This is a genomic window from Anoxybacillus tepidamans PS2, from assembly GCF_000620165.1.
In the GTDB taxonomy this organism is placed as follows: Bacteria; Bacillota; Bacilli; order Bacillales; family Anoxybacillaceae; genus Anoxybacteroides; species Anoxybacteroides tepidamans_A.
Genome location: NZ_JHVN01000013.1, coordinates 65,693 through 86,313 on the forward strand (window position 1 = coordinate 65,693; position 20,621 = coordinate 86,313).

Below are 20,621 nucleotides of genomic sequence, written 5' to 3' on the forward strand. Positions count from 1 at the left end.
GAGCATGTGATTATGCTCCTTTCACTTCCATATAAAAAGCGGTTAAAAATTTTTTTACATTCGTACGGCATTTGGTTGTTTTTTCGGCGGATTCAAGTTCTTGCATGCGCAGGCGGATTTCTTCAAAATCAAATAAACGAGGGGCAAAATGCTCAAAAGTAGGGTTCGTGTAATCGGTTAAGCCTAGTGAAGATAGATGGGTAAAAGCTTGGAACACCATGCGGCGAATTCGTTGTTCCATCGCGCGCATTTCCTTTTGCAGCGCCTGTTCATTACCGATGTTGTGCGTATGTCGCAGCACGCTTATATATAGTTCTTTTAAGTGGGGCAAGTCATGGATCGTTTGTCCTTTTCGCTCTTGCTCGGCAAGCCACTGCATAATATGAAGCAAATCAGATGCGCCCGCTTCGCCTGCAATGCCCAAGATAAGAAGAAGATGCTGCACTTTCTGTTCAAAACTTGTTTTTTCATAGCCAATAGAATGGTGCGATAGCGGGCAGTTGACGCCGCTATGCTTATTTTTTTCCAACATATGTAGCAAGCGGCGGATAGAATCAAGAGAAGATGTAACAGAAAGATACTCGGCGACCCGCTTTAATACTGAAACGACTTCGTAGCGGTTGATCGGCTTATGAATATATGTGTCAATGCCATGGAGATAGGCTTGGCCAACCATTTCTTTGTTTTCTACTTGCGAAATCATAATAAACGGGCCGGAAAATCCTTGCGCTTTTAACTTTTTCATCGTTTGGATGCCGTCAAGGCCCGGCATGAGCAAATCGATTAGAACAACATCGACGGAATATAGCTGATCAGGTGATACATGCATGCCGTCATCAGCTTCCCCTACTACTTCGCCAATTCCACTTTCTATAATGATTCTTTCAAGCATTTTTCGCACAACAGGATCGTCTTCAATGAGGAAACAGCGCAAGGACATTACATTTCCTCCTTTCGAAATAATGATTGATATGGAATGTTGATTTGAAATTGCGTATATCCGCGTTTATCCGTTGTTAATTCAATATGTCCGTTCAGGCTGTGAACAATCTCTTTTGCGTGTGTTAAGCCGATTCCGGTAGAGGGATTGCCGTTTTCGTCGTACTTTGTCGTGAATCCTGGACGAAATACCCAATCGCGATCCTCCTCAGGGATTCCCGGACCCGAATCGGTTACATAAAAAACGAGTGTGTCATGTTCGATCTGCACGTAAAGACGGATCCAACCTGAACATGAAACCGCTTCGACCGCATTTGCCACCAAATTGTTTAATACGGAAAGAAGGGCATATACATGGCTTGTTGGGAGATCAATGTCGCATTTTTCATAGAAAGAAATAGATTTTCCTAAAAGTTCTGCATATTTTTGATTGGCACAAACAACCATACGACAAAGTTCATTGATAGGGAGGAGCTGTTCCTGAGTGATGAGATCGGATAAGCCAGCTAAAATGCGTTGGGTGTCTTTTTTTACTTCGTGCACATGTTCGGCGATATAAAGAGCAGTGCTTGGTTCTACTTTTCCTGCTTCCAACAGCTGTGTGTAAAGTTCGTAACTTTTCCTTGTAATTTCTTCGAGATGGCTCATTGATTTGCGTAAATAGAATGCTTCTTCATAAAGGCTTGTATTGATCATGACGAGCCGCTCCAATTCTTGTCTGCGCGCTTCTTCCAGCGTTCGCGTTTGCTGAATCGTTAAAATATTATATAATCCGACGACGCAGAAACTTCGCAAAATAGCGAACAAAAGCAGCATCAACATTGTTTGGTGTGTGATGATAAATGGCTCTCCAAGAAGTTGTCGGATAAACAGTTCGATGATATTACATGCGAAATCAATAGACGCCCCAAGAAGTCCGACATGAATGGGTCGGTCCATATATTGGCGAAATTTCGTTATATGTACAAATAAAGCAAAACTAATATAATAAATACCAGCCGGTAAGTGCATCATGAAACTTTCAAGCCATAATCTATGTCCTGCTAATACGTCAATCGTTGTTCTAAATCCCGTAATGAACAGCCCTGCGCAAAAACCTGTAAGCAGAAGAGGAATAGGGCGAAGCCAAATGAGTCCGAAAAAGAAGACAGCGCTTCCTAAGGAGAAGCGAAAAGAACTTTCAAAAGGGTTTACCTTCATTTCCCCAAGGAAGGCAGTAGCGAATATGAGGATGAACAACATTAAAATTCGTTCTCGCATTGTTTACCCCTCTGTTTGTCCGAAAATAACAATCCCCATTTCCTATTATACAGGAAACGGAGATTAAGGAAATATAGGGATTTTTTCTGATGTTAGTGTTTATGTTCTAGTTTTCTAGAAACGAGAGATAATGAGTAGTTAACGATAAAATACATCATGGCAACTAATAAGAAAATAGGGATGACGTAGTTTACATTTCGGCCATTAATAATTTGGGCATGATTCATTAATTCCGGCAAAGCAATCACAACTGCTAGTGAAGTATCCTTTAAAAGAGAAATAAACTGTCCGACAATAGGTGGAACCATGCGCCGCAAAGCTTGAGGCAGTATAATATGCCATAATGTTTGCACATAGGTAAGCCCTGATGACCGGGCCGCTTCAATTTGTCCTTTTTCAATAGAATTAAGACCACTGCGCACAATTTCGGATAACATCGCCGATTCGAAAATGACAAGAGCTAAGATAGCGGCGTATAGTTTATCAAGTTTGAATCCAACCTCAGGCAGAGCAAAATAAGTAAAAAAAATGATGAGCAATAATGGAAGATTTCGTATTGTTTCTACACCAACAGCAAGAATGTGGGAGACGACGGGAATTCGTCCGTAGCGCAACGTCCCAATAACGATGCCAACCGCAAAGCTTAATATAATCGATATAAAAGCTACTTCAAGCGTTACTAAAAATCCTTCAAGCAAAAATTTCAAATGAGCAGGAGAGTACGCGCCGCTGAAATCCATTTTCCATCCCTCCTTTTTATCGGCTTCTCGCTAAGCGGCGTTCGAGTGCGCCGACGCCTAAGCTGAGCGGAATCGTTAACACGAGATAAAGCATGGCCACGAATATGTAAACATCAAATGTAACAAACGTTTCGGAAGAGATTAAATCCCCGAAATACATCAAATCAAGCCCTGCGATCACGCCTAGAACAGAGGAGTTTTTCACAAGATTGATAAATTGATTGCCCAGTGGCGGGATCACGATTTTAATAGCTTGCGGCAAAATAATGTGCCACATCGCCTGTAAATATGTCAGACCTGATGATCGTGCCGCCTCCATTTGCCCTTTTGGAACGGAGAGAATGCCGGCGCGGATCGCCTCCGCGATAAAAGCGGCTGTGTAAACGGTGAGTCCGAGGGTTCCGGCTGTAAATGGATCCAGACGAATGCCGATAGCAGGCAATCCAACAAAAAATACAAAGACAATTAGAATAAGTGGTATATTCCGAATAAATTCGACGTATATCGCTCCAATCCAATTTAATGGACGTATCGGTGCGATGCGGAAAATGGCAATGATCGTTCCAGCTACTAAGCTCCCGACTAAAGCAAGCAAACTCGATTTCAATGTATTAGAAAATCCTTGCATATACATATCCCAATGGTCGATCAAAATTGAGTAATTAAGCATTGCAGCACCTCCCTTGCGCTTGAGAAGAGCAGATGAGCGGCATATGATCCGCTCATCTATGAATACCGTTATTGTTTCGGTTTTTCACCGATCCATTTTTCGTAGATTTTATCATACTCGCCATTAGCCTTAATTTCTTTCAAATATTCGTTAATGACGTTAAGCAATTCTTTATCGCCTTTTCGCACGGCAATTCCATAAGGCTCTTCCGAAAATGTTTCATCGACGACGCGGAAGTTCGGGTCTTGTTTTGCCATACCAAAGAGAAGAGCGTTGTCTGTTGTGAGGGCGTCACCTTGCCCAGCTTTTAAAGCAGTAAACGCTTCGGCATAGTTTTCAAACTCTAAAACCGTCGCTTCAGGGGCTTTCGCGCGAATGTTTTGCGCGGAAGTCGAACCTTTTGCCGTTAAAACGGTAATGCCTTTTTTATTCACATCTTTTACGCTGTTAATCTTGCTGTCTTTTTTAACAAGCAATGATTGTCCAGCCATGAAATAAACGTCGGAGAAATCGACTTCTTTTTTCCGCTCTTCTGTGATCGTCATCGTAGCAATAATCGCGTCAATCTCGCCATTGTTTAACATCGGAATGCGAGTTTTCGATGTAACTTCCTTCAACTCGATTTTGTTCTCGTCCCCAAGAATTTTTTTGGCAAGCCCTTTAGCGATATCAATGTCAAATCCTTCAACCTCGCCAGTTTGCGGATTTTTTAAGCCGAAAAGATTTAAATCATATTTAACACCTACAACGAGCTTGCCTCTTTTTTTAATTTTGTCTAACGTACTTTCTGATGCTTGTCCTTCTGACTGTTTGGCATCGCCTTCCTTGTTGGCTGTTGTCGTCTCGCTGCTCGTACAGCCCGTTAATGCAAACACGCTCAGCAAAGCGATAAGTCCGAATGAGATTATTTTTTTCCACATATTTTTTCTTTTCAATCAAATCTCCCCCTTTTATAACATTATCAATGGCTAAGGATACGACTGAGAAACAAGCGTGCCCGTTCTTCGCGCGGGTTGGCGAAAAAGTCTTCTGGCGGCGCTTCTTCAAGGATTTTTCCTTGATCCATAAACACGATGCGGTCCGCCACTTCGCGGGCAAACCCCATTTCATGCGTTACAACAACCATCGTCATTCCTTCTTTTGCAAGCGTTTTCATGACGTCGAGCACTTCGCCGATCGTTTCTGGATCAAGCGCCGATGTCGGCTCATCAAACAGCATGATTTTCGGTTTCATTGCGAGGCCGCGAGCAATGGCAACGCGCTGCTGTTGGCCGCCTGACAGCTCGGAAGGGTAGGAATGAGCTTTATCGGGAATACCGACTTTTTCTAAATAATACATGGCTGTCTCTTTTGCTTCGTTCTCGGGTATTCCTAGCACTTTGATCGGAGCGAGCGTAATATTTTGCAGCACCGTTTTATGCGGATACAAGTTGAAATGTTGAAATACCATGCCGATGTTGCGGCGCAGTTTGTTGATGTCTGTGTCCTTATCGTTAACTTTGACGTTGTCAACGATTAATTCGCCGCTTGTAATCGTTTCGAGGCGGTTAATGCAGCGGACTAATGTACTTTTTCCTGAGCCTGATGGACCGATAATGACAACGACCTCGCCTTGCTCGATAGAGAGGTTAATATCTTTCAGAACATGAAAATTGCCATAATGTTTGTTGACTTGCCGAAAATAAATCAATCATTTCCCTCCTTTCTTTCTTTTGTTTATTTTCTGAATAAATTGTAAAATCCAGACTACGAGAATCTACAAAAAACAACGAAAAAAACAAAACTTTTTCTGTTGATTATGTGATAATTTTTGTTAGTATAAAGGTGAGAATGATAATTCTTATCATTAAGAAGGGTAGAGAGGTTTCTTTTGATGATGAAAAAGATTTGTTTTTGCAAAAAAAATAAGTTTGAAACGAAAAAGTTATACTTGTTTCTAAAGGGCACTTATAAAAATGTCAAAATTAAACGAAAAGATTGTTTAGGAAATTGCAAAACATGTAAAAGTTGTCCGTTTGTGCTTATTGATAAAGAGATGGTCAAGTGTTTGACTGTCGATGAATTGTATAATGAAATGAATGAGCGTTTGGTTGAAGATTGGAGGAGATTTCGTGCTAAGTAGAGGGATATTGGCTGTTGTTTTATAACGGAGAGCATTTTTTAGCTATAACTCCCACCTGCATGTAAGAGGCGGGAGGTTTTTGGATTGGTGGTAAGAGAGCAAGGAGATTTATGATGGACGATTTTCATTTGTTATATTTTGGGTGTTTTCGGCTTGTTGTACATTTTCAGGCTTTGTAGCAATTTCTTGGGAAATCTCTACAGCTGCTAGGCTCGGTCTTCTCATTCGACGACCCATGAAGCTGTTAATTGTGCTCATGGCGCGGCGAAACGGGCGATTTAGTGCGTATCGAGAGGCGCGTTGTCTTCTCATGTTTAAAAGAGCAGTCACAGCCGCTCCTAGACCGAAACTAACGATTGCCCAAATCATTCCACCATTATTTCGCCGACGACCTGTTAGACGCAACAACTGTCCCCACATCTTTTGATTGCGCCCGAGATTAAGTAGACGTAAAAAGTTCATTTTTTACACTCCTCTTTTTCCAAAAATGGTGTTGAACAATTATTAATGTGTGTTAACGAAACGAAATAATGCATGGAAAAGAATGACTGATTAAAGATAGATGTTGCATTGGGCAATCAGTTGTAAAAATGATGGGATTAGGGAAAAACAAAAGATAAGCATTGCAATTTGTAATAAAAAAGGAAAAAGCAGAAGAAAGGACTACCTAGAGAATAAAGAGGCCTGTTTGCGTTCCGGCCGTCAAACGCGATGAAACCACTCTATTTGTAATGATATTGTACATTGTGTCAACAAAAAGAAAAGCCCCTTGCTCGATTGAGATGCTCAAGCAAGGGGGCGTTTTTCACTCTACATACATGTTCGACGGCTCCATTTCAGTTTGTTTGAAGCCGGAAGTTACAAATCATATGCCACTTTCTCTAGCTGTTCAGCCGATGCGGCTACATTTGATATCGATTTGCTAATTTCGGAAACGACATGAACGTATTGCTTCATTTCCCCGTCAATGCGTTTGTTTTGTTGGCGGATTTGTTTTAAAGATAGCGCAAATACATCAAAAAACTCATTAATTTTTTGCATATCTTCAGTACCTTCCGCAACTAATGAAACCATCGATTGTAACGACTGGGAAATGGTGTTTACTTTTGTATTTAACTCATTCAAAATTTCCGCTACTCCAGCGACCGATTGTTTCGTTTGAGAAGCAAGATTGCGCACTTCATTAGCAACGACTGCAAACCCTTTTCCATGTTCTCCAGCACGCGCCGCTTCAATAGAAGCATTAAGCGACAACATATTTGTTTGGTCGGCGATAGCGGTGACAAGACTGTTAATATTTTCGATTTTAGCGGTCGATTGTTGTAAACTATGCACTTCGGTTTGAATCTTTTTCATCATTTGTTGAATATTATGAATGGTCTCCTGTTGACGTTGCAGTTTTTCCTGCCCTTCAAGCGATTGTTGTTCGCTCGCGTTTGCAATCATGGAAGCTTCTTCGGCGAATTGCAAAATGTCCTTCGCTTGATTTGTTAACTTATTAGCGGAAGAACTGACTTCCCCTGATACCGTTGAAAGTTCGTGCACCATCGCTTGCAATTCTTCTTTTATTCCATTTTTTAATTGTTCTAACTGAAGACGATTTTGCTCATTCGCTTTTTCATATTCCTCTAGCACAAGCTGCTGTTCGAAGCTCAAAATCTTGGTCACCGATTTAGTGGCGTCTATCAGTGTTTGCGGATCATGAATATGCGGTGCAATGACTTCAAGAATCGATAGCAACAACTGTTGAAAAGCACACATATACCATTTAGGCAACAGGCCGATTCGCAAATGGACAACGGCAATGCGTGCGCGCTTGGCAATGAATTCATCATCAATTTTTCCGCTGAACATTTCGATGACATGAACTTTAAGTGTTTGTTTTAACCGCTCGACGGAGCTGTGCTGTTGAATGATCGTAAGCAAAGATGGTTCTTTTTGCAGTGTGTCGTAAAAACGAGTGACAATCCAATCAATTTTTTCTTCTATAAAAGGCTTTAATGTTTTTAACAATGCTAAATCCCGCTCTGTTAGCTCAATCATTTCAATTTGCTTGTTAATCGTGGGGTTTTGCAGGCGAACGGGTGAGTCTGGAATATGTGTGTTAATGATTGTAGAGGAATGTTCCTTTTTTCTTGTGAAAAATGAAAAGTTCATTTGTGTCTCGCTCCTCTTGTTAGCATAATAAATATCAAAATAGTAAAAATATATTATCAAATATCATAAAAAAAGGGAATAAGTAATCATTTTCCCTTCTCGATTTTAGCCGTAAAGTACTATATCAACTTCTTGAAAGAGGAACAGATGAAGAAAAGCTAAATCGGCTCTACCATACTATTTGGTGGCAGATTAGTACATTTAACATATCTACCGAGAAGTCTCCCACTTCTAAACGGAGTGTAGGTGGGAGAGGTTCATCATCTCCATCAAGAAGTCTCCCGTCTCTAAAGGAAGTGTTAGGTGAGAGGGGTTCATTAGCCTGCAAATGTCGGCGATATCATACTTGTTAGCTATGTTTCATATGATATTTTAAGTGGAAGAGGCCCTTGTTTTTTGGACTGCGTTGTAGCAGTAACGATAGAAATCGTTCGATAGAAAAATCCCAAAAAGCTACATAGAACACTTTCAACACTCAGGCTAAAGGCGATGTCATGATAGCATTTATGAAGGAGTTTGCGGCACAAGAGCCGAATAAAGAATAAAAGCAGCAATCGCACGAACATGTCGTCAATGTGAATAGCCCAGTTGCTGGGATTTGTAGTAAGCGCATTCAGCTGTGGGCGCTTTTGACGGCTGTGGAAGAGGAGTTAGAGAAAGTTTGATGGTGACGCAGCGGGCATTGGCAAGTCGTCTCAGTATGTGCAAAAAAATAGGAAAAAGGAAAGGATGAAAAAAGTAATGAAAACGGCTGTAGAGAAAAAAAAGCTGTATATTAACGGGGAATGGCTAGAGGCGAAATCGTATACGGTATTGCGATCGCCGTATTCCGGCGAAGTATTGGCAGAAATTCCAGCGGCCGCTCGGGAAGATGTAGAACGGGCGATTGCGGCTGCCTATGAAGCAAGGCGGATAATGGCGAAAATGCCGGCACATGAACGGGCGGCCATTTTGGAAAAAGTTGTGTCGCTGCTTCAAGAGCGCGCGGAGGAAGCGGCGCGGATTATCGCGTTAGAGGCGGCTAAGCCCATTACAACAGCGAAAGCAGAAGTCGCTCGTACGATTCAAACATATAAATTTGCTGCTGAAGAAGCCAAACGCATCTATGGAGAAACGCTTCCTCTCGATGCGGCGCCAGGCGGAGAAAACCGTATCGCGTTGACAGTGAGAGAACCAATCGGAGTGGTGGGGGCGATTACGCCATTTAATTTCCCGATGAATTTAGTGGCACACAAACTAGGGCCAGCGATCGCGTCCGGAAATACGGTCGTCTTGAAACCGGCCAGCCAAACGCCGCTTTCCGCTTACTTTATCGCCGAATTGTTTGAACAAGCCGGGCTGCCAAAAGGAGCATTGAACGTCGTGACTGGAAGCGGAAAAACTGTCGGCGATCAAATTGTGGCCGATCCGCGCGTGAGCATGGTGACGTTTACCGGCAGCCCGGAAGTCGGCATCGGCATCCGCAACAAAGCGGGACTTAAACGGGTCACGCTGGAACTTGGCTCCAATTCGGCGGTCATTATTGACGAACAAGTAGACGTTGATCGCATCGTTCCGCGCTGCGTGACGGGAGCGTTTTCATTCCAAGGACAAGTGTGCATTTCGCTTCAGCGCATTTACGTCCATGAAAAGCGTTATGAGGAATTTGTTGAAAAATTTACTGTTGCAGCAGGGCAGTTAAAAGTGGGGGATCCGCTCGACCCGGCAACAGATGTTTCGGCATTGATTTCTGAAAAGGATGTGGAGCGCTCGCTCGCGTGGATCGAGGAGGCGAAGCAAGGCGGCGCCGTCGTCGCGCTTGGCGGGAAAAGACAAGGGAACATTTTATTGCCGACGGTCATTTTAGAGACAGCGCCGACGATGAAAGTATCGTGCCAAGAAGTCTTTGCCCCGATCGTGTTAATTAATAAAGTGTCTTCCATTGACGAAGCGATCGAATTGGTTAATGACTCACGTTATGGATTGCAGGCTGGAATTTATACCGATAATGTACATGTTGCGTGGGAAGCAGCGGAAAAACTTCATGTCGGCGGCGTGTTAATTAACGATATTCCGACATTCCGCGTTGACCATATGCCTTACGGTGGCGTGAAAGAAAGTGGATTCGGCCGTGAAGGAATTCGCTATGCGGTGGAGGAAATGACCGAACTAAAGCTTGTGATCTTTAATCGGAACCGGTAATGAAGAGAAACGGTGTTCCAAAAAGGGACACCGTCTTTTTTTCGTATTATGCTTTTTCAGCTAAATCTTCTTTCTTAAGAGTGATGCCAAGTCCTTCGGCAACGCGCCGGCCGTAATCTGGATCGGCTTTGTAAAAATGGCGAATTTGCCGGATTTTAATGTCTTCTTTTGTGACGGGTTTCATCGATTCGACAATATTTCGAATGAGACGTTCTTTTTCTTCTTCGCTCATCAAGCGATACAAGTCGCCGGCTTGTGTATAATGGTCATCACGGTCATATGGAACGCTTTCGGCTACACCCGATACAGGAAACGGCGTTGTTTTATGTTCTGGCGTTTCGACCGGGCCATCGAAGCTGTTTGGCTCATAATAGACGGATCGGCCACCATTGCCGTCAAAGCGCATAAAACCGTCGCGTTGATAATTGTTGACCTCCATGCGCGGCCGGTTGATCGGCAATAAATGGTGGTTGACGCCAACGCGGTAACGATGGGCATCCGAGTAAGCAAAAAGACGCGCCTGCAGCATTTTGTCCGGAGAAGGCTCGATGCCCGGCACTAAATTGCCAGGAGAAAACGTCGCCTGTTCCACCTCAGCGAAATAGTTTTCTGGATTGCGGTTTAAGACCATCCGTCCGACTTCGATGAGCGGATAATCTTTATGGGACCATACTTTTGTGACATCGAACGGATCGAAACGATATGTTTTTGCATCTTCTAACGGCATGATTTGTACATACAATGTCCACGATGGATAGTCGCCGTTTTCAATCGCATTAAATAGATCTTCCGTATGATAGTCTGGATTTTCCCCGGCGATTTTGGCGGCTACTTCTGATGTCATATTTTTCACGCCTTGATTCGTCTTAAAGTGATATTTCACCCAAACAGCATCCCCATCTTTATTCACCCATTTGAACGTATGGCTACCGTAGCCGTTCATGTGGCGATATGTAGCCGGAATGCCGCGATCGCCCATCAAGTATGTTACTTGGTGCAACGATTCAGGCGATAAAGACCAAAAATCCCAAACCGCGGTCGGATTTTTTAAATGCGTGCGCGGGTCGCGTTTTTGCGTGTGAATAAAATCTGGAAATTTAATCGCATCGCGAATAAAGAAAATCGGCGTATTATTTCCTACTAAGTCGTAATTTCCCTCTTCCGTATAAAATTTGACCGCAAAACCGCGCGGATCGCGAACGGTATCCGCTGAGCCAAGTTCACCGGCTACGGTAGAAAAGCGGACGAATACGGGCGTGCGTTTGCCAATGCCGTTGAAGACTTTCGCTTTTGTGTAAGCGGACATATCTTGGGTTACTTCAAAATACCCGTGCGCTCCGGCCCCTTTTGCGTGAACAACGCGCTCTGGAATGCGTTCACGATTGAAATGCGCGAGCTTCTCGAGAAGATGGACATCTTGAATCAGCGTCGGGCCCGGCGCGCCAGCGGTTATAGAGTTTTGGTTATCTCCTACAGGAGCTCCCCAGCTTGTCGTTAATTTTTTTGTCATGGACATCACCTCTTAAAATATTTGTTAATTTAAATGATATATATTTTAAAATAAAAATCAATATATTTTTATAATTATTTTAAATAAATATTTTTTATAATAATGTTGAGTAATAAAATTTACATGTTTTCTATAAACTTAAGTAGTTATCAAATTTAGTATTATAAAGAATGAATTTACGGAAAGTATGTAAAGAACTTCTTGTCAATTTCCCCAAGCTAGCATTGTCAAACCTCAAGGAGTTAAGCACGGTCAGAAGAGATTGTAATGATGTATCCTAAAGTTCGTTGCAAGACTTTGAGGGCTAATCTAAAAAAGAAGGAGCAATAAAAATTCAGCAATGTAGGTCTATTTAACAATGATATTAACTAGCATTTCAGTATAGACCAGAATCGTAATAGAGCAGAAAAATAGAGATGGTTATTTTCTTTATATTTCTAAGAGGTACTTACCTCGGTGATTATTGGTTGAGAACCCCTATATCGAATCCTCCTTGGATTTCATACTAATGTGTATGAAAAAGCGATGAATTTATTAATCTATAGTGTTTTGTATTTTGGGGTGCAGGGGCTCGACCGCGTGAATGAGTGTGTGAATGTCCCTATATTTAAGGAGGTATATAGGGAATCAAGGCATGTACAAGGGGGCATCAGTCGTTGAACGGTTATTGAATATAGTTGCGGATATATTACACAGCGTAATTTTTATAAAAAACGTCCCTAAAGTTTTTATATATTTTTTGTTTGTTTATTGAACAAACAAAGTTTTTAATATTATAATTTTATACATTAAATGCTAAAAATGTTTAGAATTTATCAGAATTTTAAATCTAGATGAGGTTGGTGATTCGTCGTGAAGGAGATAGGTGAAAAACCTAACCTTTTCTTATGAAACTATTGTTTTGCCTAGATATTTAGCTTTGCCTTTGTTTATTAATTGCATTCGATGCGATGAAGCTAAAGGAGGATTGATTAAGAAATGCAGGAGAAAGTTCGTTGGGGCATTTTAAGTACGGCGGCGATTGCGAGAGAAACGCTGATTCCTGCGATTCAACGTTCTCGAAAAGCGGAAGTGGTGGCGATTGCAAGCGGAAGTGGGAAGGCGCATGAAGTAGCGCAGCAGATCGGGATTCCGAAAGCTTATAACAGCTATGACGCTTTGCTGAACGATCCTGCTATCGATGCTGTGTATATTCCGCTTCCAAATAGTCTCCATGCTGAATGGACAATGAAAGCCGCCGAGCATAAAAAGCATGTTCTTTGCGAAAAACCGGCTGCGTTATGTGAAGGCGATGTAAGAAAAATGGTGGAAGCTTGTGAGAAGCACCAAGTTATTTTTATGGAAGCGTTCATGTATCAATTCCATCCGCAGCATCAAAGGGTGAAAGACATCCTCGCTTCTGGGGAAATAGGAGAGGTAAAAACGATGCGGGTTGGTTTTTCATTTTATCTTCATGAACGCGAAAATAACATTCGAATGAACGCAGAGCTCGGTGGTGGGAGTTTGTTTGATATCGGCTGTTATTGCATTCATTCCATTCGCCATATATTAAATGCGGAACCGGTTGAGCTAGCCGTTCATTCCAACTATGACGAACAACATTTGGTCGATTTGACGACAAGCGGATGGATGAAAATGGAGAATGGTGTCCATGCTTTATTTGATTGTAGTTTTGAATCGGTTTGGCGTAATGAATATGAAATCGTTGGCACAAAGGGAAAACTGACAGTGCCGCGTGCATATCGACCTGATTTACATGATGGAGAGGGGCTCATTATAGTTCAAACCGAGTCTGGCAAAGTTCGTGAAGAAGTCGTTGTCGGCGACCAATATGTCCTAGAAATCGAACATATCTCTGACTGCATTTTAGAAGGAAAAGAGCCTAGTTACTCCAATCAAGCAATGATCCAACAGGCTAGAGTGCTAGATGCGTGCCGTTTATCGTCTGAAACAGGGAAGAAAGCTGCGTTGATATAGAGGTTTTCTCGGTAGGGAAAGGGAGGGGAGCGAAGATGAGGATTATTCAGAAAACGTGGGGGGAATTATCTCAGCAGCCGATTACTGCTTTTACGATCCGCAATAACTATGGAATGGAAGTGACTTGTCTTAATTACGGCTGTATTATTACTAAAATTATAGCCCCTGACCGGGATGGAAATTATGAAAATATCGTACTAGGTTTTAAAGAGTTTACGCCTTATATCACGAACGAACCGTATTTCGGTGCTGTGATTGGAAGGGTTGCCGGAAGAATTTCTGGAGCGTCTTTTGAATTGAATGGAACAACCTATACATTACATAAAAATGAAAACGGCAACCATCTGCATGGCGGGATCAAAGGATTTCATCGCGTAATTTGGGATGCGGCGACATTCGAAATAGGGGATGAGACCGGAGTTCTGTTTTCGTATACGAGCCGTGATGGAGAAGAAGGGTATCCAGGCAAAGTCGATGTCCAAGTAACTTACACATTGAATAACCGTAACGAATTGACGATTGCATACCGGGCGATTTCCGATCGGGATACGCCGTTGAATTTGACCAACCATACGTATTTTAACTTGAGTGGTAATTTGAAGCGGGATATTTTGAATCATCAACTTAAAATTAAAAGCGATCAATTTTTAGAATTGAACCAAGAGCTAATCCCAACAGGCATGTTTTTAGATGTGACTGATACCCCATTTGATTTGCGGGCGGGAAAAGTTATGAAAGAGGGGATTGAGGCGAATCATCCGCAAATCGCATTAGCGGGCCAAGGATATGATCACCCGTTTTTATTAAATGCGCATCACGATCATGAAATTATTTTATTTGATCCAGAAAGCGGCCGAATGTTGACTGTAGAGACCGATGAAACCGGAGTGGTAGTATACACCGGAAACCAGCTCCCTGATGGAGTCGATATTTACGGAGTGCGATCGCGTAAATATTTAGGAGTTTGTCTAGAAACGCAAGGGTTGCCGGATGCTGTTCACCATCCGCACTTTCCTTCTTGGATTTTGCGTGCGGGGGAGGTCTATTCATCCGTAACAAGGTATAAGTTTAGCGTAGCGACAAAAGCAGACATTTCAAATGGAGGCAGAAATAGAAGTACTGTCGTTTAGGGAGTACGGAGCTTGAAATCAGTGAAGTAAACTTTGGATTATATTGTAAAAACCAAATGCACTCATTGATTCGAGGAACTTATTAATGGGGGAGGCAGTGTAAAATTAAAGGGTATCCCGCATTTTGGGGATACCCTTTTGCTGCTTATAGAAATACCTCGATTCTTTCTCCCTTTTTTAAGAAATCTTCAATAGCGAAAAAGGAAATTCCTAACGCTGCTGAATAAATAGACAGTTTTGAAAAATGAATGCTTACGCTCTCGCGATGGAACGGCAGTGTATGAGTATCAATCGTTTGCTGAATGGCCGGTTCTAGCCAATGTTTTGCCATTGATAATCGATTGCCGATGATCACTTGTTGCGGGTTGAAGGTATTGATTAAATTATTAATCCCGATCCCTAAGAAGTGACCGATGCGTGCGAATAATTGAAGAACCGCTTCATTGTTTTGCGCAGCTAGCTCTAGCAACGTCTCCAAGGAGATTGCTTCCTCTTCACCAGTGATGGAAAGAGATTGCGCTCCTTCAAGAAGGGCTTGTTCTGAAGCATATAGCTCCCAGCATCCCTTGCTTCCGCAGCGGCAGATGGGACCGTTCACATCAATTGTCATATGTCCGCTTTCTCCGGAAAAACCGTTAGTGCCTTTATAAAGATCGCCGTTGAGCACCAAACCAACCCCGATTCCAATTCCAGCGCTTACATAAATGATATTATCGAACTCTTGTCCGGCACCGCAGCGCTTCTCCCCGTAAGCTCCGGCATTCGCTTCGTTATCAATAACAACTGGAACGTGAAAAGAGGCTTCTATGTCGTTTTTGAGCGGCATATTTCTCCAAGATAAATTCGGCGCAAATAAGACTGTGCCTGTTTTGTCGACAATTCCAGGTACGCCAATTCCAATGCCGACTAGCCCATATCGACTGTTTGGCATATCGTTTAGTAAGTAGCCGATCGTTTCTTTAATAAGAGCAAGGACAGTTGAGTATTCTTTATGATGAAAAGTGACATGGTGTTCCTTAATAATATTTCCTCGGAGGTCGGTCAGTACCCCAAGGATATAATGAACCCCTAAATCGATGCCAATTGAATATCCAGCCTTTTCATTAAACAGTAATAAAACTGGCCGCCGCCCGCCGCTTGATTCTCCATGGCCGATTTCATACACAAGCTCTTCGTCCATTAATTCCTTGACTAAAGAAGACACGGTACCTTTATTTAAGCCCAATCGTTGTGCTACATCCGCACGCGATATAGGTCCTTCACTTTGGATCATTTCAAGAACAAGCGATTTGTTAATCTTTTTAATTAAGTGAGGATTTCCGGTTAATTTTGTCAAATTGATCACCCGCTTACCAATTTGTCGTAATAATTCGAAAAGTTCCACTTTACTTTGTTTGTTTTGTAGACAAACAAAATAATAAAAACTATAATTTTATATAAATCGACGTTGCTGTATCGTCAACTGCGAATCAACAGTTTACTCACTCCAATGTAAAGTTTAGCATAACAATTTTTTACTAACGAATCAATATGCTCCTTAAATGTGTTGTAACTCCCCAATGTGAAAAAAGGCGGTAAAAAATAAGAAAGACATTTTGTTTTCTAAAGAACGGAAGGTGTTATTTGGTACTTATGTGGTTGAAAAGAATATTCAATCGGTTCAATACACTCCGCAATCGGATTTTGATAGTTTTTATGTTTGTCATGACAGTTGTTTTATTATTTGTCGGAATTACAACATTTCATATCGTTTCAATGCTATTAAAAAAGAATGCAGAGGAACAAATCGAGCAAACCATTGTGCAAGCTAATGGAAGGTTGGAGGCGCTCTATGAACAGTTGGATACATTAACGAACCAAGTTGCCACAAATATATATGTACAGCAGGCGCTTCTAAGGGAGGCGACCGGTCGTTATCTCGGATTTCGTGAACGGCAAAATTTAATGCAAATTGTAAACTCATTTCAAGCATACTCCGATGGAATTCAATCATTTGAGCTTTATACTGACAACTACAAAAGAGTATTTCCCCTAAATGAAACGGATTTAGTGAATCGTATAGGAGTCGATTGGGTTCATCAAGCTAATGAGACAAAAGGGAGAATGGTATGGATCGGCCGAGATCCTAAATCCCCTAATTATTTTTTAGCGATTCGCCAAATTCGTTTAATAGATCGATGGTTTTCCCCGGGCGGATATTTATTGATTCGCATTAATCGCGATTATTTTCAATTTGCGGATTTTAAGAACTACAAGGGATATACGGTGCTTGTAGATCGCGATTCCACACCTATCTTTTCTAATTTTAAAGGAAATATTAGTAAAATTTTATATACAAAGCAGCGAAATGTTTGGATAAAAGACGAAGAGTATATGGTTGTGACACACACTTCCTCTTTAACGGGATGGGAATTGATGATTGTAACATCTGTGATAACGCTTACAAAAGGGATCGATGTACTGAAAAATACGATCATACTCTCAGGAGTTATTGGTTTTCTTATTTTTTTAATATGTTCCTTTTTTCTTTCAACAATGATTACAAAACCTATTTTAAAGCTGACAAAAGCAATGCAGAGGGGGAAAGACGGTAGGCTAAGGCCGAGTCCTCCGATTTCGTCGACGATTGAAATTAATGAATTAAATGATACGTACAACTCGTTAGTTGAAAATATTAATTATTTAATTCAAGTCGTTTATGAAAAAGAAATAGTACGCAATCATGCAGAATTGAAAGCTTTGCAGGCACAAATCAATCCTCACTTTCTCTTTAATACACTTGATGCTCTTTACTGGTCCCTGATTGAAAGGGGAGAAGAGGAGCTATCGGAATTTGTTCTCTATATGTCCGAACTCTTTCGCTATACTGTGAGCAGCTCGAAACAGGACGAATGGGTAACGCTGCAAGAAGAAATCGAACATATTCGGCGCTATATGGAAATTATGAAATTAAGATGGGGGAAGCGGCTCTTGTGGAATATTGTTGTTCCTGTTCATTGTTTGGGAGTTCAAATCCCCAAGCTGCTAATTCAGCCATTAGTAGAAAATGCCGTTTTACACGGCATTGGCAATAAAACAGAGCCGGGTTTCGTATGGGTTACAGTGGAGGAGTGCAGTGATTCTCCTGATTTGATTATTAGAGTAATAGATAACGGGAATGGGATTGACGAACAAACGCTCCACGAAATCAACCAAAGGCTTAATGGCAAGGAGTTTTCACTATCAAAAGGAAGCGGCATGGCGATTGTAAATGTCAATCGACGATTACAACTTTATTATGGAGAGGATCGGAAGTTAAAGATTTATAGTGAATTAGGAAGAGGAACGAGTGTTTCTCTAAAAATCCCAAGCGATGGTGAAAAACTATGATCGATTTTAAAACTATTTTAGTTGTCGATGATGAACCAAGAACAAGAATGGGATTGAAAAAAACATTAGATTCCTGGGCGATGGGAAAATATGAGATTCTTTGTGCGGCAAGCGGAGATGAGGCGATCGATATTCTCGTGCAAAGAAGAATCGATTTGTTATTGACCGACATTCGCATGCCCCAAATTACTGGGCTTGAGCTTATTGAATCATTTATGCATCAAAAACATAAGCCGGTTGTCATTATTATTTCGGCTTACTCCGAATTCGAGTACGCTCAGGAGGCGATTCAACTAGGTGTCATTAATTATCTTCTCAAGCCTGTCAGTAAACGTAATTTGATCGAGGCGGTGGAGCAAGCGATGAAAGTGTCAGAGGACCGTCGAAAAGCAGAAATATTGGAAAAAATGGTCGATGATCGAGTAATTCAGATTCGAAGATATGTCCGCTGTGCTCCAATAAGGAAAGCGATCGAGTATATTCAAGAGAATTTGCATAAACCATTTAACCTTCGTGATGTGTCTATGTATGTACATTTAAATGCGAGCTATTTTAGCGTTCTTTTTAAGGAAGAAACGAGTATGACATTTAGTGAATACGTGACAAGGTGCAGGTTGCAGAAAGCAAAAAGTCTGTTAGTGACAACGGATTTATCCATTGAGGAAATTGCCGACGCTGTTGGGTATCAAACGAGCAAGTATTTTATTAAACTGTTCAAAGAATTTGAAGGGGTTACTCCGCATCGTTTTAGAAAGCAGCATCTAAAAGAAATAGAATTTTAGCCAATGAATGTTACCTTATTTCCCCAATAGCAGATGATATAATCTTAACAAATCGAAGGAATTTAAAGGGGGAGTTGAATTTGTTTAAGAAAGCGCATTCATTGGTGTGCATCATCGTTATGGCGTTCATGCTCATATTAACAGGGTGCTCTAGTTCGAGCGGTGAACAGGAAACTTCAGTTGGAACCAGTAAAAAAGTAACTATTACATTTATGCATCTTTGGACTGCCGGAAGCTCAAAACAGCATAACATGATTGTCAATGATATTATTAAAGAATTTGAAAAGCAAAATCCAAACGTTACAGTAAAACAAGAAGTTTTAGAAAATGAACAATATAAAAACAAGCTAAAAGTGTTAGCTGCTTCTAACGAGCTTCCTGATGTAGGAATGACATGGGCAGCAGGGTTTTTGGAGCCTTATGTCAAAGGAGATTTGTTCGCGCCGCTTGATGATATTTTAGATAATGGCCTTAAGGATCAGTTTGTGTCAGGCACAACAGAGGCTTATGAAGTTAACAACAAAACGTATGCGCTTCCACTAGAGTTAAATATTACACCAGTTTACTATAATAAAGAAATTTTTGCAAAATATGATTTGGAAGTACCTAAAACGTATGAAGATTTTAAGAATGTTGTTCAAACGCTTGTAAAAAACGGTGTTGCGCCTATTGCGCTCGGAAACAAGGATCGTTGGACTGGATCCATGTGGTACATGTATTTAGCAGACCGGATTGGCGGTGCTGACACTTTAAAGAATGCGATTAACGGAAGCGGTACATTCGAAGATCCAGGACTAATCAGGGCAGCTGAAGAAATTCAAGATTTAGTAAAAATGAAAGCGTTTATTAAAGGGTTTAACGGTTTATCGAACGACGAGGCGAAAGCGGAGTTTACGAATGAAAAAGCAGCGATGTATTTGATGGGAACGTGGGATTTGCCGCAATTTACAACGAATGAAGATATTCCAAAAGAGTTTCGGGAGAAAGTAGGATTTTTTAAATTCCCCGTCGTTGAAGGCGGAAAAGGAAATATAGATAGCTGGGTTGGAGGACCGGGAGTCGGATTGTTTGTCGCGCAAAACTCTAAAGTGAAAGACGAAGCGAAAAAATTTACGGAGTTTTTTATTGAAAAATGGGGAGAACAGTCTGTGACAAAAGCAGGCGTGATTCCTGCAACGAAGGTAGATACGGCTAATATTCACCTTCCGCAAATGTATATTGATGTACTTAATGAATTAAATAAAGCTAGCAATATTACATTATTTGCAGATGTGCAAATGAATCCGGAAGCAGCGCAAACACACTTGAATTTAATCCAATCATTGTTCGGTGAAGAAGTGACGCCAAAAGATTTTGCCAAACAGCATCAAGAAGTACTGTCCAAGAAGCAATGAAATGAAAAAGCTGAACAAAAAGGACATATTGAACATATGTCCTTTTTATTCAACATGAAAAGGGGAGGTACCGTCAAGAATTTTGTGTAATGCAACATAGATAGGGTATCTCTGAAATGGATTTGGAATGGATAGGGGACTAGTTCCCTCCACAAAAGGACTGAATATTCAGTCTTTTGTGCAGGAAGGGAGAATCCCCTTATTTTATTGGTTTGTCATTTACATTATTTGGTTAATTGTAACGTTCTTCAAACATTCGTTGAAGCGTCTCCTGTGCTTCAGCAAATCCTCGTAACTTTCGCCCTGCCCATTTCTCGTTAAAGTCTTGAATCGTCAAATACACGATTTTTTCAGCGGCTTCTAAACTGCTCAAACTGTTCATCGGTTTGA

17 protein-coding genes and 1 pseudogene are annotated in these 20,621 nt (G+C 41.3%); 7 read left to right on the forward strand and 11 right to left on the reverse strand.

The features are described 5' to 3' along the window. Positions 1–10 precede the first annotated feature (10 nt). From N667_RS0111475 to N667_RS0111500, 6 genes are all read right to left on the reverse strand, one after another. Positions 11–940, reverse strand: coding sequence for a response regulator (locus tag N667_RS0111475; RefSeq protein ID WP_027409709.1), 930 nt, complete (start codon positions 938–940; stop codon positions 11–13). Continuing rightward, the gene (locus N667_RS0111480; protein WP_027409710.1) at positions 940–2,199 is read right to left on the reverse strand and encodes a sensor histidine kinase; all 1,260 of its coding nucleotides are present in this window, start codon (positions 2,197–2,199) and stop codon (positions 940–942) included. The genes N667_RS0111475 and N667_RS0111480 overlap by 1 nt, the downstream gene beginning before the upstream one ends. Positions 2,200–2,291: 92 nt before the next feature. Beyond that, positions 2,292–2,939, reverse strand: a complete 648-nt coding sequence (locus N667_RS0111485) for an amino acid ABC transporter permease (protein WP_027409711.1) — start codon at positions 2,937–2,939, stop codon at positions 2,292–2,294. 16 nt (positions 2,940–2,955) lie between these two features. After that, entirely contained in the window at positions 2,956–3,609 is a 654-nt protein-coding gene (locus N667_RS0111490; RefSeq protein ID WP_027409712.1) for an amino acid ABC transporter permease, read from the reverse strand. Positions 3,610–3,677: 68 nt separating this feature from the next. Further along, positions 3,678–4,544, reverse strand: coding sequence for an ABC transporter substrate-binding protein (locus N667_RS0111495; RefSeq protein ID WP_027409713.1), 867 nt, complete (start codon positions 4,542–4,544; stop codon positions 3,678–3,680). Between the two features lie 26 nt (positions 4,545–4,570). Then, a complete protein-coding gene (locus tag N667_RS0111500) occupies positions 4,571–5,299 on the reverse strand; it encodes an amino acid ABC transporter ATP-binding protein (RefSeq protein WP_027409714.1) in 729 nt (242 codons plus the stop codon). 186 nt (positions 5,300–5,485) lie between these two features. Here N667_RS0111500 and N667_RS0111505 point away from each other — a divergent pair, with 186 nt between their 5' ends. Continuing rightward, positions 5,486–5,731 (forward strand): DUF1450 domain-containing protein, encoded by a 246-nt coding sequence (locus N667_RS0111505; RefSeq protein ID WP_027409715.1) that lies wholly within the window; start codon positions 5,486–5,488, stop codon positions 5,729–5,731. Between the two features lie 108 nt (positions 5,732–5,839). On the opposite strand, the gene N667_RS0111510 is transcribed toward N667_RS0111505, so the two are convergent. Then, on the reverse strand, positions 5,840–6,193 hold the full coding sequence (locus N667_RS0111510) for a hypothetical protein (RefSeq protein WP_027409716.1): 354 nt from the start codon (positions 6,191–6,193) through the stop codon (positions 5,840–5,842). A 396-nt stretch (positions 6,194–6,589) separates the two neighbouring features. Next, complete coding sequence (locus tag N667_RS0111515) at positions 6,590–7,888, reverse strand: globin-coupled sensor protein (RefSeq protein ID WP_027409717.1); 1,299 nt, start codon at positions 7,886–7,888, stop codon at positions 6,590–6,592. Between the two features lie 741 nt (positions 7,889–8,629). Here N667_RS0111515 and N667_RS0111520 point away from each other — a divergent pair. Next, on the forward strand, positions 8,630–10,069 hold the full coding sequence (locus N667_RS0111520) for an aldehyde dehydrogenase family protein (RefSeq protein ID WP_027409718.1): 1,440 nt from the start codon (positions 8,630–8,632) through the stop codon (positions 10,067–10,069). Positions 10,070–10,115: 46 nt separating this feature from the next. Here N667_RS0111520 and katA read toward each other — a convergent pair whose 3' ends face one another. Next, positions 10,116–11,585, reverse strand: coding sequence for a catalase KatA (gene katA, locus N667_RS0111525; RefSeq protein ID WP_027409719.1), 1,470 nt, complete (start codon positions 11,583–11,585; stop codon positions 10,116–10,118). A 972-nt stretch (positions 11,586–12,557) separates the two neighbouring features. Here katA and N667_RS0111530 point away from each other — a divergent pair. Beyond that, complete coding sequence (locus tag N667_RS0111530) at positions 12,558–13,556, forward strand: Gfo/Idh/MocA family protein (RefSeq protein ID WP_027409720.1); 999 nt, start codon at positions 12,558–12,560, stop codon at positions 13,554–13,556. Positions 13,557–13,591: 35 nt separating this feature from the next. Continuing rightward, complete coding sequence (locus N667_RS18630; RefSeq protein WP_051530036.1) at positions 13,592–14,686, forward strand: aldose epimerase family protein; 1,095 nt, start codon at positions 13,592–13,594, stop codon at positions 14,684–14,686. A gap of 145 nt (positions 14,687–14,831) precedes the next feature. On the opposite strand, the gene N667_RS0111540 is transcribed toward N667_RS18630, so the two are convergent. After that, on the reverse strand, positions 14,832–16,022 hold the full coding sequence (locus tag N667_RS0111540; protein WP_027409721.1) for an ROK family transcriptional regulator: 1,191 nt from the start codon (positions 16,020–16,022) through the stop codon (positions 14,832–14,834). A 359-nt stretch (positions 16,023–16,381) separates the two neighbouring features. Between N667_RS0111540 and N667_RS0111545 the strand changes: the two genes are divergently transcribed. The 3 genes from N667_RS0111545 to N667_RS0111555 all read left to right on the forward strand — a co-directional run bounded on the left by N667_RS0111545 (position 16,382) and on the right by N667_RS0111555 (position 20,231). Further along, on the forward strand, positions 16,382–18,055 hold the full coding sequence (locus tag N667_RS0111545; RefSeq protein WP_232223963.1) for a sensor histidine kinase: 1,674 nt from the start codon (positions 16,382–16,384) through the stop codon (positions 18,053–18,055). Beyond that, entirely contained in the window at positions 18,052–18,837 is a 786-nt protein-coding gene (locus N667_RS0111550; RefSeq protein ID WP_027409723.1) for a response regulator, read from the forward strand. Before N667_RS0111545 ends, N667_RS0111550 begins: the two co-directional genes overlap by 4 nt. 80 nt (positions 18,838–18,917) lie before the next feature. Next, positions 18,918–20,231, forward strand: a complete 1,314-nt coding sequence (locus N667_RS0111555) for an extracellular solute-binding protein (RefSeq protein ID WP_027409724.1) — start codon at positions 18,918–18,920, stop codon at positions 20,229–20,231. A 232-nt stretch (positions 20,232–20,463) separates the two neighbouring features. Here the strand turns inward: N667_RS0111555 and N667_RS19485 are convergent. Next, a pseudogene (locus N667_RS19485) lies at positions 20,464–20,621 on the reverse strand (IS256 family transposase); the annotation flags it as partial.